The sequence below is a fragment of the Meishania litoralis genome, assembly GCF_042611095.1.
GTDB classification, from domain to species: domain Bacteria; phylum Bacteroidota; class Bacteroidia; order Flavobacteriales; family Flavobacteriaceae; genus Meishania; species Meishania litoralis.
In genome coordinates, this window is sequence record NZ_JBHFPV010000004.1 from 226,501 (window position 1) to 243,405 (window position 16,905).

General features: G+C 42.2%; 17 protein-coding genes. 12 read left to right on the forward strand and 5 right to left on the reverse strand.

The genetic code is table 11. The features are described from left to right. Nucleotides 1–3: 3 nt before the first annotated feature. The 3 genes from ACEZ3G_RS14620 (at nucleotide 4) to ACEZ3G_RS14630 (ending at nucleotide 3,314) form a co-directional block, all read left to right on the forward strand. Entirely contained in the window at nucleotides 4–2,307 is a 2,304-nt protein-coding gene (locus ACEZ3G_RS14620; protein ID WP_432426257.1) for a M1 family metallopeptidase, read from the forward strand. A gap of 88 nt (nucleotides 2,308–2,395) precedes the next feature. After that, complete coding sequence (locus ACEZ3G_RS14625) at nucleotides 2,396–2,737, forward strand: Sec-independent protein translocase subunit TatA/TatB (RefSeq protein WP_432426258.1); 342 nt, start codon at nucleotides 2,396–2,398, stop codon at nucleotides 2,735–2,737. 4 nt (nucleotides 2,738–2,741) lie between these two features. Further along, complete coding sequence (locus ACEZ3G_RS14630; RefSeq protein ID WP_432426259.1) at nucleotides 2,742–3,314, forward strand: phosphatase PAP2 family protein; 573 nt, start codon at nucleotides 2,742–2,744, stop codon at nucleotides 3,312–3,314. Here ACEZ3G_RS14630 and ACEZ3G_RS14635 read toward each other — a convergent pair. Further along, on the reverse strand, nucleotides 3,280–3,921 hold the full coding sequence (locus ACEZ3G_RS14635; RefSeq protein WP_432426260.1) for an O-methyltransferase: 642 nt from the start codon (nucleotides 3,919–3,921) through the stop codon (nucleotides 3,280–3,282). The two genes, ACEZ3G_RS14630 and ACEZ3G_RS14635, sit on opposite strands and share 35 nt — an antisense overlap. A gap of 58 nt (nucleotides 3,922–3,979) precedes the next feature. Between ACEZ3G_RS14635 and ACEZ3G_RS14640 the strand changes: the two genes are divergently transcribed. From ACEZ3G_RS14640 to ACEZ3G_RS14650, 3 genes are all read left to right on the forward strand, one after another. Beyond that, the gene (locus tag ACEZ3G_RS14640) at nucleotides 3,980–4,444 is read left to right on the forward strand and encodes a GNAT family N-acetyltransferase (RefSeq protein WP_432426261.1); all 465 of its coding nucleotides are present in this window, start codon (nucleotides 3,980–3,982) and stop codon (nucleotides 4,442–4,444) included. Nucleotides 4,445–4,508: 64 nt separating this feature from the next. After that, a complete protein-coding gene (gene kynU / locus ACEZ3G_RS14645) occupies nucleotides 4,509–5,768 on the forward strand; it encodes a kynureninase (protein WP_432426262.1) in 1,260 nt (419 codons plus the stop codon). A 63-nt stretch (nucleotides 5,769–5,831) separates the two neighbouring features. Next, entirely contained in the window at nucleotides 5,832–6,980 is a 1,149-nt protein-coding gene (locus ACEZ3G_RS14650; RefSeq protein ID WP_432426263.1) for an MFS transporter, read from the forward strand. Here ACEZ3G_RS14650 and ACEZ3G_RS14655 read toward each other — a convergent pair. Next, nucleotides 6,977–7,654 (reverse strand): hypothetical protein, encoded by a 678-nt coding sequence (locus ACEZ3G_RS14655; RefSeq protein ID WP_432426264.1) that lies wholly within the window; start codon nucleotides 7,652–7,654, stop codon nucleotides 6,977–6,979. The two genes, ACEZ3G_RS14650 and ACEZ3G_RS14655, sit on opposite strands and share 4 nt — an antisense overlap. A 128-nt stretch (nucleotides 7,655–7,782) precedes the next feature. Here ACEZ3G_RS14655 and ACEZ3G_RS14660 point away from each other — a divergent pair, with 128 nt between their 5' ends. The 4 genes from ACEZ3G_RS14660 to ACEZ3G_RS14675 all read left to right on the forward strand — a co-directional run bounded on the left by ACEZ3G_RS14660 (nucleotide 7,783) and on the right by ACEZ3G_RS14675 (nucleotide 9,938). Beyond that, complete coding sequence (locus ACEZ3G_RS14660; RefSeq protein WP_432426265.1) at nucleotides 7,783–8,355, forward strand: RNA polymerase sigma factor; 573 nt, start codon at nucleotides 7,783–7,785, stop codon at nucleotides 8,353–8,355. Next, complete coding sequence (locus ACEZ3G_RS14665) at nucleotides 8,356–8,553, forward strand: hypothetical protein (RefSeq protein WP_432426266.1); 198 nt, start codon at nucleotides 8,356–8,358, stop codon at nucleotides 8,551–8,553. 24 nt (nucleotides 8,554–8,577) lie between these two features. Continuing rightward, a complete protein-coding gene (locus tag ACEZ3G_RS14670; RefSeq protein ID WP_432426267.1) occupies nucleotides 8,578–9,405 on the forward strand; it encodes a mechanosensitive ion channel family protein in 828 nt (275 codons plus the stop codon). Nucleotides 9,406–9,509: 104 nt separating this feature from the next. Then, on the forward strand, nucleotides 9,510–9,938 hold the full coding sequence (locus ACEZ3G_RS14675; protein ID WP_432426268.1) for a hypothetical protein: 429 nt from the start codon (nucleotides 9,510–9,512) through the stop codon (nucleotides 9,936–9,938). A gap of 27 nt (nucleotides 9,939–9,965) precedes the next feature. Here ACEZ3G_RS14675 and ACEZ3G_RS14680 read toward each other — a convergent pair whose 3' ends face one another. Beyond that, nucleotides 9,966–10,871 (reverse strand): PorP/SprF family type IX secretion system membrane protein, encoded by a 906-nt coding sequence (locus tag ACEZ3G_RS14680; protein WP_432426269.1) that lies wholly within the window; start codon nucleotides 10,869–10,871, stop codon nucleotides 9,966–9,968. A 6-nt stretch (nucleotides 10,872–10,877) separates the two neighbouring features. Next, nucleotides 10,878–13,574 carry a T9SS type B sorting domain-containing protein gene (locus ACEZ3G_RS14685; protein ID WP_432426270.1) on the reverse strand — a complete coding sequence of 899 codons (2,697 nt, stop codon included), beginning with the start codon at nucleotides 13,572–13,574 and terminating at the stop codon, nucleotides 10,878–10,880. 408 nt (nucleotides 13,575–13,982) lie between these two features. Between ACEZ3G_RS14685 and ACEZ3G_RS14690 the strand changes: the two genes are divergently transcribed. Next, on the forward strand, nucleotides 13,983–14,531 hold the full coding sequence (locus ACEZ3G_RS14690; RefSeq protein ID WP_432426271.1) for a ClpP family protease: 549 nt from the start codon (nucleotides 13,983–13,985) through the stop codon (nucleotides 14,529–14,531). 202 nt (nucleotides 14,532–14,733) lie between these two features. Then, entirely contained in the window at nucleotides 14,734–16,077 is a 1,344-nt protein-coding gene (locus tag ACEZ3G_RS14695) for an FAD-dependent oxidoreductase (RefSeq protein ID WP_432426272.1), read from the forward strand. Between the two features lie 48 nt (nucleotides 16,078–16,125). On the opposite strand, the gene ACEZ3G_RS14700 is transcribed toward ACEZ3G_RS14695, so the two are convergent. Then, complete coding sequence (locus ACEZ3G_RS14700; protein ID WP_432426273.1) at nucleotides 16,126–16,905, reverse strand: zinc ribbon domain-containing protein; 780 nt, start codon at nucleotides 16,903–16,905, stop codon at nucleotides 16,126–16,128.

The window sequence follows — 16,905 nt, forward strand, 5'->3', positions numbered from 1 at the left end:
AAAATGAATAAGATCAAGTATTGTTTTGCTTCCGTTCTTTTCTTGTTCGCCTGTGCATCTTGGGCGCAAGAGGAAGCTCCAAAGGAAAAAGAACCGGGCCATACCAACCAGAGCAAGTTCAAACAACTTTACGAAGAATTTGCCTCGCCCAATACGTATCGCTCGGCTTCGGGTGCTCCGGGCCCCGACTATTATCAGCAGCAGGCGAATTATAAAATAGATGTCGAGCTTGATGACAAGAATCACAGACTTTATGGTGAAGAAACCATTACCTATATCAACAACTCCCCCGATGACCTCGAGTTTTTGTGGCTACAGTTGGATCAAAACATAAGAACGAAAGATTCAAAAGCCCTTTTGAAAAATGGCAATGGTGTGCCGTTGGCCGAACAACCGGGTACATTTGCCGGTAAGTATTTGGGTGAGCCTTTCGACGGGGGCTTTGTCATCGAACATGTGAAGGACGCATCTGGTAATCCGATGTCGTACACGATCAATTTTACGATGATGCGCATCAATTTACCGCAACCCCTAAAAAGCAAGGATCAAATATCTTTTTCGATCAAATGGAATTATAACATTCCCGACCATACCGTTGATAGGGCGAGATCGGGCTATGAAGAGTTCAAAGACGGCAATCGCGCCTATGTAATCGCCCAATTCTTTCCGAGAATGTGTGTGTACAATGATGTTGAAGGATGGCAGAACCACCAGTTTTGGGGCAATGGCGAATTTGCATTGGTTTTCGGCGATTACGACGTGAACATTACCGTGCCCGCCGACCACGTGCTCGATGCTACCGGAACTTTACTGAATCGAAAAGAGGTATTTTCAAAAGAAATGATGAGCCGTTATGAAAAGGCCAAGAAATCGTACGACAAGCCGGTAATCATTGTTAGCCAAGAGGAAGCCGAGAAGGCTGAAAAAGGATTTTCTGATGAGAAAAAAACATGGAAATTCAGGGCCGAGAACGTTCGTGATTATGCTTTTGCAACTTCCCGGAAATTTATTTGGGACATGCAAGCGGTCAAAATGGGCGATCGAGATGTGATGGCCGTGTCTTTGTATCCAAAAGAAGGAAATCCGCTATGGGAAGAATACTCAACAAAGGTCGTGGCGCATACGTTGAAATCGTACTCGTCGCATACGTTCGATTATCCCTATCCAAAGGCCATTTCGGTACATGCCAAAAACCAAGGTATGGAATACCCGATGATCTGTTGGAACTACGGCAGGCCTAATGAAGACGGAACATATTCCGACAGGGTCAAATATGGAATGATGAGTGTAATCATCCACGAAGTGGGGCATAACTTCTTCCCGATGATCGTAAACTCAGATGAGCGTCAATGGGGTTGGATGGATGAAGGCCTTGATACGTTCATGCAATATATGGCCGAGCAAGAATTTGGCGAGGCATATCCCGAAGCAATCGCACCTAACGATGCATACCCATCAAGAAGGGGCGCCCCATCAAAGATAGTACCCTATATGAGCGGGGATCAAAGTACGATTTCGCCCATTATGTCAAACCCGGAAAATGTATATCAATTGGGCCCGAATGCCTATGGAAAACCGGCGACCGCTCTGAACATTCTACGTGAGACGGTCATGGGAAGGGAATTGTTCGATCATGCATTCAAGACATATTCAAAACGATGGATGTTCAAACACCCGACTCCCGAAGATTTTTTCCGCACAATGGAAGATGCTTCGGCGGTAGATCTTGATTGGTATTGGAGAGGTTGGTTCTATACCACCGACTATGTCGATATCGGTGTTAAGGGTATTAAAAAGTACTACGTGTCGAACAAACCCACGAAAAAAATGGAGGAATATATGGCGGCACGTAATTTAACGGAAGCCGATTTACCGCCATTGGTATATTTGGCCGAAGAGGGCAGCGAAGATTTTGACGAAAGTTTGAAGGGTAAATCCCCATCCGAGACTTCGAAGACCTTGAAAGAATTCATGATGGACAATATGACGGCCGAAGAAAGAAGAAATGTCAAGGAGCCTAAATATTTTTATGAGGTCACGTACGACAAACCAGGTGGAATACCAATGCCATTGATCGTAGAATACACCTATGCCGACGGAAGTACCGAGAATATTACCTACCCACCTGAAATATGGAGGAAAAATGATAAAGAGGTGAGTGTCGTAATTTCTTCAGAAAAAGAATTGACGGGCGTCATAGTCGATCCCAAGGCCGAGACTGCCGACATCGATGTAACCAACAATTCATGGCCTAAAAAAGAAGAGAACTCCGATTTTGACAAGTTTAAGGAGAATATCAAAGGGTAATCCTAAGCAATAAATATCATAAAGTCCTGACAATTTTATTGTCAGGACTTTTTTATTTCTCTGTTTTAAACTTCATTATATTTGTAACATGTATTTGATCCAATTTTTGTTTATCAGCGGCGGTGAGATATTCTTTATCATGTTCATCGTGGTCATGGTTTTCGGTGCCGATAAGATCCCGGGCATTGCCAAAGGGTTGGGCAAGGGTATGCGCCAGTTGAAAGACGCCACCGAAGATATTAAGAAAGAGATTCAAAGAAGTGCCGAAAAACAAGGAATCGATACCAAGATCGTCGACGATATCAAGAAAGATATCAACGATGTCAAAAGCAATCTCACCTCGGGTATCGGCGATGATATCAAGACAGGTTTTGACGATGTGAAAAAGAATGTCAACGATGTTACCGGTACGATAAAAAGAGGGTCGTGAGATTATGCTCGAGGCGATACTCGAATGGGATCGAGAAACCTTCATCTATCTGAACGGACTGGGAATAGAAAGGTATGATGCCTTTTGGTCGGCCGTAACGAATTTTAACCATTGGATTCCCTTACTTGCCCTTTTTATTTTTCTTTTCTTCAGGCAATTTCAAACAAAAAAGGCTTTGGCCGTTTTGGGCACGGTACTATTTTTGGCTCTTTTTATTACCACTTTGACCGACCTGACCAAAGAAGCCGTGGCAAGGATCAGACCCAACAACAATGAAGAAATAAATACCTTGATCCGTATTGTCAAAAGTCCGACCGACTTCAGTTTTTTTTCGGGACATGCAGCCAGTTCGTTTTCGATTACGACTTTGGTATTTTTATTTTTAAGGCGTGAAATAAGATGGTCTTGGCTTTTTTATATCTGGCCGATACTTTTTGCAATGAGTAGGATCTATGTCGGGGTACACTACCCAATTGATATTATCGTAGGCGCATTGGTCGGTATAGCCTCGGCGGTATTCATACATCTTTTGTACAAACAGCTTATCGTACCCTGCTTAGGGTTAGACCATCTCTAATGGGTAGCAAAACCGTTTCAAACCGTGGGTCTTCTTTTAACTTTTTGTTGTAATCAAGAACAGCTTTTGTTGCCTTGTCCTTTGGGTCCAACGGCTCTACGACCTTACCCGACCAAAGTACGTTATCTGACAAAATGATGCTTCCCGATGTTGTCTTTTGCAGAACCCCTTCCAAATACTTTGAGTATTCCATTTTTTCCGCATCGATGAAAACAAGGTCGAATGTGGCTTCCAGCTTGGGTATTATGTCAAGGGCATTGCCCAAATGTTGCACTATTCGGGTGCCATATCCACTTAAATCAAAATATTTGCGCTGCAAGGCGGTCAACTCCTCATTGATGTCTATGGTGTGCAGACGACCCTCTTTTTGAAGTCCCTCGGCAAGACAGATGGCGGAATACCCTGTATAAGTACCTATTTCGAGAATGGATTTTGGGTTGATCATCTTCGATAACATGCTCAGTACCCTGCCCTGAAAATGACCTGTCAACATTCTAGGCCGCAATACTTTCAAATGGGTCTCACGCGTAAGGTCTTGCAAGATTTTCGGTTCATCTTCGGAATGATCTTGAATGTACGCTTCCAATAATGGTGATAAAAAGTGCATGCCCTGATTTTTTCAAAAATATAGATTAATACGCTATCTTTTGCCTTTAAATATTTTCATGAGCGAACAAGATATTCTGATACGTGAGGCCCGGCCGGAAGATGTGCATACCTTGCTTGAATTTCAACAAGGAGTCGTAGCCTGGGAACGTCAGTATGACCCAACGATTGCCAAGAGGCATGTGTCTTATTATGACATTGAAAAGCTGATTTCAAATGAAGAAGCCATGGTACTCATTGCGGAAGCCGGTGGTCGGCCAATAGGTTGTGGAATCGGTATGGAAAAAGAAGCCCGGCATTATTTAGATCATAAAACCTATGCATATCTGGGCCTAATGTACGTGGATCCCCAATTTAGAGGGCAAGGTGTGAACGCCATTATTATCGAAAGGTTAAAGAATTGGGCTTATGCCAAAGGCTTGAAAGAAATACGCTTGACCGTGTATGAAGATAACCTTTCGGCCATCAAAGCCTATGAAAAAATAGGGTTCAAAAAACATATCAGCGAGATGCGTATTCAATGACCCATACTTCGTGAACCCCTAAAAATATCGCTTTCGAAGTCGTAATTTTAGATAAATTTATTTTATGCAATTTGAAAATAAGTTGTCGTTTGCAAAAAAAATGGACGCGAATGATGAACTCCGCAACTATCGTAACGAATTCCATTTTCCACAGATAAATGGTAAGGATGTCATTTATTTTACAGGAAATTCCCTCGGTCTTCAACCCAAACGTACCCAGAAATATGTCGATGAAATAATGAACGACTGGTCGGCATTGGCCGTTGAAGGTCATTTTCATGCTGAAAAACCTTGGTGGGACTACCATGAAAGGTTGGCCGCACCGTTGGCCAGGGTGGTGGGTGCGGAGCCAAAAGAAGTATCGGCAATGAATACACTTTCGGTGAACCTGCACCTGCTTATGGTCTCGTTTTATCGTCCGACTTCAAAGCGTTACAAAATTATCTGTGAGGAAAAAGCATTTCCGTCGGATCAGTATATGCTTCTTAGTCAGGTCAGGTTCCACGGGCTTGACCCTTCGAATGCCATTGTCGAACTAAAGAAAAGGCCGGGAGAACATTTTTGGCACACAGATGATATACTTGATAAAATCGAAGAGGTGGGCGACGAGCTTGCCTTAGTGCTTATCGGAGGGGTCAATTACTACAATGGCCAAGTCTTCGATATGAAGCGCATAACGAAAGCAGGAAAAAAGGTCGGGGCCATGGTCGGTTGGGATTTGGCACATGCAGTAGGCAATATTGAATTGAAGCTTCACGACTGGAAAGTTGATTTTGCGGCCTGGTGCAGTTATAAATATATGAACAGCGGCCCAGGGAATGCCTCTGGCGTTTTCATTCATGAAGCACATTTGGAAAAAGATGACATTCCAAGATTCGAAGGGTGGTGGGGCACCAAGAAAGAAACCCGTTTTCTCATGAAACCTGAATTTGAGCCCATGCCAACCGCAGACGCGTGGCAAATAAGCAATCCGCCCGTACTATCCTTGGCACCTTATCTGGCATCGTTGCAAATGTTCGAAGAAGTCGGAATGGACGCATTGATCCGAAAGCGTGATACGATCGTCGCTTACCTTGAATACATTCTGCTTGAGGTAGATAAAGAGGTCGAAGGTTCCTTTGAAGTGATTACCCCTAAAGACCGTGGTTGCCAATTATCGGTCCTTCTTCATGGACAAGGCAGAACACTTTTTGATTATTTGATGAAACAAGGGGTAATAACCGATTGGCGTGAGCCTAATACCATTCGTTTGGCTCCGGCACCTTTTTATTGTTCTTATGAGGATATGTACAACTTCGGACAAATTTTAAAGAGGGCATATTGACAAAAAGCAGTTAGTTGATAGCAACCGTTTTGATTAGCTTTGACCCATAATTGGGCTATTTTAATGAAATCACTCCGACTTATTCTTTCGAACCCGCGGTATTTTGCCCCTGCATGGGTGTTTGCCAGCCTTAATATCTGGTTTGGTACCTGGGCCATCTATATCCCTACCGTCAAGGAAAATCTGGGCATTGACAAATCGCAACTGGGCATTGCCATTTTCTTTCTCTCCTTGGGAGTTTTCACGGTGTTTCCCGTTGCGGCCAGGATCATCAATTGGCTCGGTGTAGGCAGGGCGACGTGGTATGGCGTACTGCTCTGTAGTTTTACCGCTTTATTGCCGCTTGTTGCAACGAACTATTATAGTTTGATGGGATCTCTCTTTCTTTTTGGGGCCTCAAACGGTCTTACCGACATATCTATGAACACATTGGTTACCGAACTTGAAAAAGAGGATAAACAGAATTTTATGTCCGCCGCCCATGGTTTTTTCAGTCTTGGAGGTGTGTTGGCCGGCTTGGGCAGTTTTCTGATAGTTTACATAGGAAACCCCGCTTTACATATGGCAATTGTGGTGTTCGCCGTATTGTTGATCAATTATCTGTTGCATAAAAATTACTTCCATATTACAGCGGCTCCCGTTGAAAAAGAACCGTTTAGCCTAAAACTATTCAAACCGCTATTGGTCATAGGCATTGTATCTTTCATGGTTATGGGGGGCGAGGGAGCCATTGTCGATTGGAGCGGACTATTTTTGAAGGAGATCAGTTTGGCACCTGAGGCCCTTTGGGGAACTGGTTTTTTGGCTTTTTCCGTCACCATGACCACCGGACGGTTTTTAGGTGATAGTATCAGCCAAAAAATCGGTTCGGTAAAAATCGTTGCCTTGGGGAGCCTTGTCGCCACTGCTGGTTATATGGCGGTATTGAGCACTTATACCTTCTTGGCCATAATCGGCTTCGGTCTCATAGGTCTTGGCTTTTCGGTTATCATTCCTGAGCTTTTTCGTATCGGGGGCAATGTAAAGGGTATAGAATCGTCGCAAGGGGTCGCTTTTATTGCGGGAACGGGTTACGCCGGTTTTTTGGCGGCACCACCGATCTTGGGCTTCTTGGCCGATAGATACTCGTTGATGACCAGTTTTATGGTGCTATTGGCCTGCGTTATAATCGTGCTCTTGGCGACCCGTATACTGCGAAACAGTCGAGGCTAGTCGGTAACCACCTCGATATTGGTAAAATAGAGTTTGAAGTTTGCTTCTGGCATCTTATGCATTTGGGCAATCTTAAGCCCTCCTTTTTCTACATAATCTTCCCACGATGTCACCATTGAAGGTTCGGCTTGGTTCGCCCTTCTGAATACCCATTCTTGAACAATGTAATCATTGCCGAAATAAAAATCATAGGCATCGCCGGGGGTATAGCCTCCTTCATTTCCATAGACAACGGTCAATTTTTGTAATGGTTTTTTACTGATGGGGGCTTCTGCACCGGACAAATGTTCCTGGGTTATGTTGTTTTCATCCCATAGAATATTGATTGGGGCCAACAGCCAATATTTGTCATTGATAAAACTACTGTTTGCATTTTCTGCAATGCTATCCATTTGTTTCCGATTGTACGAAACGGTATCGGTCGCCGATACCATGATGACATCATTGCTTTTGGGTTTCCAGCTCCATGAACGCTCGAAATGCGATGTATCCCGGTCTACGTTGAATGTGAATTTAAGCTCGCTGACGTTTTTCCAATTTTCATATCCGTTGGCAAAAGCTATTTTTTCCAATAGTGTAAGTTCTTTTTGGGCCGCTGCTGTTTCGTTTTTCTCTTCTTTGCATGCAATAGTTATGCACATAAGTAAAACGATTGTCAATAGGTACTTTTTCATTTCTTTCGGTTTTTATCAAAGATATCGAATATGTCAAGTTTAGCCTACTTTTAAAAAAAATGGAACAGAATAGTGACTTTATTAAAAAATCGGTGTCTAAATATTAAACGACCAAGACTAACACAACCTTGAATACAGCAGACCTTCTTGAATCTCTATCTGACGAAGAGCTTGTCGAAAGAGTGGTAAAAGATAACAATCCCTATTTTTTTGGGGAATTGTACGATAGGTATGCAAGAATAGTATATAATAAATGCTTTGGATTTTCTAAATCTGAGGACGAGGCCAAAGATCTGACCCAAGATATTTTTTTACTGCTTTTCGTTAAACTCAGAACTTTTAAGGGTAAATCTAAGTTTTCTACCTGGCTGTATTCTTTCACCTATAACTTTTGCGCAAACCATGTGAATAGGAACAGGGAGCGTAAAATCCAAGATAAGGCCAAAACGATCGATGAGAGCGAAGATGCTTATTTGATCCATGTGCCCGAAGAAACAATGCTTCGACTAAAAGTTTCTAAATTGAAGAAAGTGTTGGAGATAATTCCTGCCGATGACAAATCACTCTTGCTTTTAAAGTATCAAGATGAAGTACCGGTGAGGGAATTGGCAGCACTTTTCGATGTAAGTGAAAGTGCGGTCAAAATGAGGTTAAAAAGGGCCAAAAGCAAAGTAATAGTAGCATATAATAAAATAGGATAGATGTCGAACACAAAAAGAAATCCTTTTAAAGAATTGGAGGAGTCGATTAGAGAAGTTCCACCAGAAATGAGACAGAAGGTCATGGACGATGTGGCTACTGCCAAACTGATGATGGATATTACTTTTCTCGTAACCAATAATTATCCGTCAACGTTATCGCAATTTTTGAAAACAAAAAACAAAAACAAGTATAATTAGAATAACATTAATCAACTAAAGAGTATGGAAACAATTAGCGAATGGAAAGACCTTGCCACAGAATCAATTAGCACAATGGCCGGTAATATTGGCGCTGCCCTGCCAAGTATTGTCGGGGCGATCCTCATTTTATTGGTAGGCTGGTTGATTACCAAAGTGGTATTATTGGTTCTGAAAAAACTTCTGAAAATAGCAAAGGTCGACCGTCTTACCGAAAAGATCAACGAAACCGATCTGTTCGGTCGCCATGACATAGACTTCAAGGCCTCAAAGGTAATTTTGAGTTTTGCAAAATGGCTAATGTTCCTGGTTTTTTTGATCGTGGCGGCCGATATATTGAACTGGAACATCATTTCATCGGAAATAGGGAATCTGCTTAGGTACCTTCCAAAATTATTCAGTGCCATTGCACTTTTCATGATCGGACTTTACATTGCCAATTTTATGAAGAAGGCCATAAAAGGGGTTTTTGAATCATTTGAATTAAGTGGTTCTAAAATTATCAGCAATATTGTTTTCTATTTAATTCTCGTATTTATCACGGTTACCGCCTTGAACCAGGCCGGTGTCGATACTACTATTATTACGAATAATGTTACGATCATACTCGGTTCGTTTCTCTTGGCATTATCCATTGGTTTTGGTTTGGGTTCGAAAGAGGTAATTGCCGATTTGTTACGAACATTTTATACCCGCAAGACCTATATGCTGGGGGATAAAATTAATGTGAATGGAGTAAAAGGTACCATAGAATCCATTGATAATATCAGCATTACACTGAAGACGAACAATGGTCTGACCATAATCCCCATAAAAGAACTTGTAGATAACAGGGTAGAAATAGAAAAATAATTGGTTGTTGTTTTTGCTGAAAGGGCGGAATCGATGGATAGTCGTTCCGTCCTTTCTTTAAAAAGATTAACATTGGTTTCTTATTTAGAATAAAAGGACTTTAAATGGCAATAGTCAAATCTGTTAAACTCGCCCTGGCCAATAAAAAAGCTTTGCCCCATAGTCTTGACGAACGTCTGACGGCAAAATCGAAATTGGAGTTCGATAAAAAGGAGGTTGAATCGGAATCTCGGTATCGGCTACATTTCTTTACCTATGGGCATATGGGCAGTGGCGGATGCTCGGAAATATCATTTGAAGATTTGGCCGGCACACTTTTTTATAAAGACGCTGCCCAATTAAGACTATTGGCCCACAGTATTGTACATGTGCGTGCAAAAAGTCCCAAAATGTCGGTCGAAGAGCATATTGATATCAAATTTCTCGAAGAGGTTTTTCTTGAGGGCCTTAGGGTTAGGGCAGTTCTTGTTCCAGAGAATGGTGGGGCTTCCAAATGGTCGAACAACTATTTTTTCAATATTCTTTTAAAGTAGGCTCTTTTCGATTTCTTTTGACTTTTCTTAGAAATATCGGGGAGATTTAAGACCGCCCAAACGTCTATTGAACAGTTCGTATATTAATATAACTTCATGGGTACCTCCCGAGTAGGGCCTAAAAGTGGCCGTAGGCAGATCATAGGCATACCCCAATCTAAAGGAATTGGAAATAGCGTAATCCATTACCACACCAAAGCTATCGGCATCGTTAAAGCGATAAGATGCCCCGATCCAAAATTTTTCGAAGAGTAGGAAATTTGCGGATATATCGTATGTGGCAGGAGCCCCGTTTGTGTATTTCATGATTGCTGTGGTCTTGAATTTTGTGGATTTTCCCAAGTCGAAGACGTAGCCTCCAATGGCATAATAACTATTCCGTTCCAGGGCTACGAATTCTCCTTCATTTAGATCCGTATTCAAAATTCTTGGTGAAGATGCACCGATGTACCATTTGTTCGAACTGATATAGACGCCTGCTCCAAAATTCGGACTCCATTCGGTAAATCCACCCGAAAAGAAGGGGTCGTTACCATCAGGGGTTTCCAATCGATAATTCGTGAAACCTCCCTTAAGTCCGAAAGCCATATTGACTTCGCTACTTAAGGGTACCGTATATGAAAAATCGGCATAAATATAATTTGTCTTCTCGAACCCCAGTTGGTCATTGATATAAGAAAGACCTAGACCTACTTGACTGAACCTGATCGGTGTATGCATTGAAAATGTGCTTGTGGTCGGGTTGCCATCAATACCGGCCCATTGATTACGGTGCAGCGCGGTTATGTTCAATGTCTCCCTACTACCCGCATACGCTGGGTTTATTGACATTGTATTGTAAACATATTGTGTGAATTGTGGCAATTGCTGCGCACTTGAACACCATGTACAGATGAAGGCCAATGCAAAAATATGTTTCCTGAAATTTTCCATATATAATTAAATATTGGATCCGATATATATATATCCACTGACCGGTTGAGTTTCTAGATCATTAAAACCTATTATGTAATAATAAGTTCCAGAAGGCAACATGCCTGAATTTCCAAGGGAATTGTCGGGCGCAAAACCTCCCCAATCATTTTTATAATCGTTCGATTCGTAGACTATATTGCCCCAGCGATTGAATATTTTGAGTTTATAAATGTAATTACATGCTTCAAGACCGGTTATTTCGAACAAGTCATTAATACCATCACCATTTGAAGTAATTGTCTTTGAGACTACCAAATCATCTAGATTACAGGGCATATCGGCATTTACAATGATAATTTGGGTATGTGACATTTGATTTCCGGCATCATCGATGGCCGTCCATGTTCTTGTGATTTCATAACCGGTGGTGCAATCACGGTCATTTGTGGCGGTTTCGGTGAAGGTGACATCGGGGTCCATATCACAATTATCGATTGCGGTCAGAATCTCCGCATCTGGAACATTATCACAATCGACCGTAATATCCATGGGAAGTTCTTCGACAAAGACCGGGGCCTCGATATCCATCAGGCATGGGTTCCCATTGACGGTGATAATCTGGGTATGTACAAGGCTGTTGCCACTATCGTCGGTTGCCGTCCAAGTTCTTGTAATTTCATAACCGGTGGCACAATCACGGTTATTGGTCGCTGTTTCAGTGAAGGTTACCTCGGGGTCCATATCACAATTATCGATTGCGGTCAGAATCTCCGCATCTGGAACATTATCACAATCGACCGTAATATCCATGGGAAGTTCTTCGACAAAGACCGGGGCCTCGATATCCATCAGGCATGGGTTTCCATTGACGGTGATAATCTGGGTATGTACAAGGCTGTTGCCACTATCGTCGGTTGCCGTCCAAGTTCTTGTGATTTCATAACCCGTGGTGCAATCACGGTTATTGGTCGCTGTTTCATCAAAGGTAACAATGGGATTCATGTCGCAGTAGTCAGTGGCGGTCAAAACGGCCGGATCGGGCACTTCGTCACATTCGACGGTGATATCAGATGGCAGGCTTCCATCAAAGGTGGGTGCCTGAACGTCGGTAATGCTTATATTGATAATGGTTGCATCTTCATTTCCAACACCACAATCATCGAAGGTGAACGAACTGTAGGCCATCTTTTGAGTTGTATTTATTTCGCCTGAAAATGAGGCCAAAGTTTGGGAACTCGATTCAAAAGTACATGCGGGGAGGCCGGCAAAATATGAATCATCTTGAACGCGCAAGGCATATTGTATGGTATAAGGAGCGCCCGACACATCGGTATATCCATCGGCTACGGTGAAAGTCAACTCTCGTGTATTCGAGTCGAAATTATAGGTAATTTCGGCTGGCAACGGTTCGACGGAAACAAATTCCATTTCTGGAGGGATGGTTGTTGTAAAAGTCAAATCTCGAATGTTATCATTACCTGTATTGGCAACATCCAAATATATTTGAACGGTTTCGCCCGCCCTTGGGTTTTCATTTGAGGCCATCGCATACAATTCCAATTGGTTTAACGAGGGTTCCCAAACTTCTACCGCCATACCCAAAAGATACAGCCCGTATGTTTCTTGGTTCGAAGTCATTCTGACCACGGCAGAGGTTTGATTGTTGGTTATCAATCGATTGCCAGAGTTTTCAAGGTCAAAGAGAGCGGCGTCATACCCAAGAGTATTGGTGCTGGCCGGCATTCTATCCAAAAAATCGGTTCCGTATGTGGTTATCGAGCTATTGAAAAAATTATCGGCAAGACGCATGGGTGTTGAAAGCGGTTCCCAAATACCATTGGTGTTCAAAATCAACAACTGGTCTTGGCTAATACCACGATCTCCTTCAAAAGACCCTATAACCATGTTGGCCTTGACCTGTCCGTTCGGAACAGTCTGAAAACCATTAAATGTCACGTCAAAATTGTTTTGGGCGGCCGTGATGTGCGCGTAGCCATCAAATAAAGTAATATTCTTTTGCGGCAAAGTAGGACTTTGATATACAAAGACGATCTGCCATCCGCCCGATGTTCCAACGTTTCCACCATCATGGCCGAGCAAGCGGCCTTCGGTCGCTTTTACATTTGCTACTTGGTATTTGCCAAACGGGTCGCTCAAGCCCTGTACCCAACTCGTAATATCTTTAACGCATATATAGGGGTCGTTGACAAAATGCTCGTCCCTACCTCGATATATAACCTCATCGGCTGTCAAAGTCGCGTCATAGGTCGTTGAACCAGGAAGCATCATTTTAATTTCATTGTAGTTCCAAGCAGGTTCGATTCCTCCATCTCCGGCAAGCACGTTACCACCTCCATCAACTTCATATTCCTTATCAGCGGCCGACCAATAAAGAAACACACGTTCAATGGTCATACATGTGTTGCCAGGAGCGGGGTTGGCCAAATTGGCACTACTTGAATTGAATGTTGTCGGGTCGCTATCGATATCGACAAAAACATTGTCATCAAAATCATGGTTGCTTTCCGTACCGTTGTAATTATCGGTCGCGTCTCTCGACAGTACGTTGTTGGCGATCATGGTAAAATCACCGTTCAACGTTTCTGAATACCTGGGTGTAAAGTCTTTTTTCAATTGAGCGTTGACGAAGAACGAGGTCAACGCGCAAACAATAAATGAAATCTTGGTGAAGGTATTTTGTTGAAGTAAAAGTTTCTTCATAATTATCACGTTATGGATCTTACCGACCATCGCCCTATAATTAGAAGCTACATTATGTTCTTTACCCGAAATATTATAAATGTGTTGTCAAGGTCAAGTTCAAGCTGTAGCATCTAGATTATTTTGGGGAATAATAAAGTGCTTTTTGTCGTTATTCAAGATTTGGTTAATACTATACAAAGAACTGGTGAAAGCTCGCCAAGACGTAAATAGGCCGATGAACGATAACATTTTTCGACGAAAAAAGTTACTCATGGATAAAGTGCAAACTTTAGCGGTTCACCGTAAACCAGTACTATCGGATGTCATGTAAAAAAAGTCGATTATCGGAAGATATTTTGACTTGATCCTAATGTTCTAGCTGTCGGATAAATTGTTTAATTTTGAAACTTTGTAAAAACAAAGTATATGGGTTCAAAGAAGGGAAAAGTACAAGAAGCAATCGATGAGAAGTTGCTTGAAGAAAGAAAAGTATTTCTGTGGGGTATGGTCGACGATGACTCGGCCAAACATGTAATCGACCGTTTGTTGTACCTAGATATGCAGAACAATAAAGAAATTCAGTTGTTTATTAACAGCCCAGGGGGGTATGTTACCTCTGGTTTCGCAATGTACGATACCATAAAGTCCCTTAAGAGTCCGGTGTCGACTATTTGTACCGGTCTGGCCGCTTCTATGGGCAGTATTTTATTGTCTGTGGGAAAAAAAGGGAGGCGTTTTATTCAGCCCCATGCCCAAGTGATGATCCATCAGCCCAGCGGCGGTGCCAGGGGGCAAGCCTCGAATATTGAAATCCAGGCCAAGGAAATCATCAAGACCAAGGAGTTGAGCGCCAAGATACTTGCGGAAAATTGTGGTCAAAAATATGAAAAGGTCTTAAGGGATTTTGACCGCGATTTTTGGATGAATGCCGAAGAATCGATCGAATATGGAATAGTCGACGGTATTTTAGAATAATTAATAAATAAGATTACATCGAAATCAAAAAGTCCTTCGCAGTTTAAATGTGAAGGACTTTTCTTGGATATATATAGACGCTCTCGCGGAATGTTCAAAATATATACGCAAGTGATAACACCTTTAGATGTTGTTGCGTGTTAAATTACCGTAAAGAAATTCATTACTTTTATCTTTTAATATTTTCATCACTATCCGTATTATGAGCCAAACCCCCAAAGAAATTGCAATTATAGGATCGGGATTGGTTGGTTCTTTATTGGCGATATATCTTAGAAAAGCCGGGCATAAGGTCACAGTCTTTGATCGGCGTCCTGATATACGTACCGTCGATTTTTCTGGCCGTTCCATCAATCTGGCAATGAGCAATAGGGGTTGGCGGGCACTTCGACAGGTAGGTCTTGAGGAAGAAATCAAGAAAATAGCTATTCCACTGTACAAAAGGGCCATGCATGTAATCGGTAAGGAAATGTACTTTCAACCGTATGGAAAGGAGGGAGAAGCGATATGGTCGATATCTAGAGGTGTGTTGAACCGCAGCATGATAGATTTGGCCGAAGGGGCAGGAGCCAAATTCCGCTTTGATGAAAAGGTTTGGGATGTAGATTTGCCAAATGCCAAATTGTATACAGGAGAGACCGAAAAGGGCGAATGGAAGGAGTATGATTACGATATTGTATTTGGCTGTGATGGTGCATTTTCAAGGGTGCGGCATAAAATGCAACGCCGAAGCCACTTCGATTACTGTCAAGATTTCATTGATGTCGGCTATAAAGAACTGACCATTCCGGCGAACGAAGATGGTACCCATAAATTGGACAAACATTCGTTTCATATTTGGCCAAGAGGAAGGTTTATGTTCATTGCCATGCCCAATCTTGACGGAAGCTTTACCTGTACATTGTTCATGCCCTTTGAAGGAGAAGTCTCGTTCGAGAATATTAAGACCAAGACCGATGCGACGGAATTTTTCAAGAAGTATTTTCCTAATGTTAGTAGGGATATTGAAAATTTGATCGGAGATTTTTTCAAAAACCCCACCAGTGCTCTGGTCACGATGAAATGCTACCCATGGACATACTGGAACAAAGTGGCACTTGTAGGGGACTCGGCCCATGCCGTGGTTCCTTTTTATGGACAAGGCATGAATGCCGGTTTTGAAGACATCTTCGTTCTCAATAAATTGATGGATGCCCATGGAGACAATTGGGAACAAATTTTTATAGAGTATCAAGAGACTAGAAAACCGAATGCCGATGCCATTGCAGAATTGAGTTATCGAAATTTCGTCGAAATGAGCAGCAGAACAAGTGACCCCAAGTTTTTGCTTCAAAAAAGGATTGAAAAAAACTTTGCCGAAAAACATCCTGATAAATGGATTCCGGCCTACTCACGGGTCACCTTTTCTGAACGGTCATATGTTGAGGCTTTGGCCATTGGCGATGTTCAGGAGGCAATAATGAAGGAAGTAATGAAAATTCCCGATATTGAATCCAAATGGGATAGTGCCGAGGTCGAACGAAAAATCTTGGATCTATTGAAATAAAAAAGCCGCCCTTAAGGCGGCTTTTTTTATCATCTGACTATTACTTATCTATAATTTGGAGAACAATTTCTCCATTTTCTCCTGTTCTTCTTCAGCCAAAATAGGGTCGACTAGAATTCGCCCGCTATGTTCATCGGTAATGATTTTTTTTCGTGAAGCGATTTCTACCTGCACCTGGGGCGGTATCGTAAAGAAAGAACCTCCCGAAGCACCTCTTTCAATAGGCACTACCGCCAATCCGTTTTTCACGTTGTTCCTGATCCGTACATAGGCCTTTACAAGACGTTCTTCGATTTGCTCTTGGTATTTTTCGGATTTTTCAAGCAGTGCCTTCTCTTCTTTTTCGGTTTCGGCCAAAATGGCGTTCAATTCGTTTTTTTTGTGCTTCAAGTGCTCTTCGCGCTCCGATAGTTTTTCTTTCGTCTCGGCAATGACTTCCTTTTTTTGTTCGATCTGTGCCTTGAATTCTTTGATGTTCTTTTCGGCTAATTGAATCTCAAGTTCTTGAAACTCAAGTTCTTTGGTAATCGAGTTGAATTCACGACTGTTGCGAACATTCTTTTGTTGCTCGGTATATTTTTTGATCAAGGCCTTTGATTCGTCGATCAGGTTCTTTTTGGCCCCGATTTCAAAGTTTATAGTTTCAAGATCGGTCTTTAACTTATCCATTCTTGTTTTAAGTCCCAATACTTCGTCCTCGAGATCCTCCACTTCAAGTGGAAGCTCGCCTCGAACGTTGCGTATTTCGTCAACCCTTGAATCGATTAGCTGCAAATCGTATAATGCCCTTAATTTGTCTTCAACGGTAACTTCTGCTTTTTTTGCCAT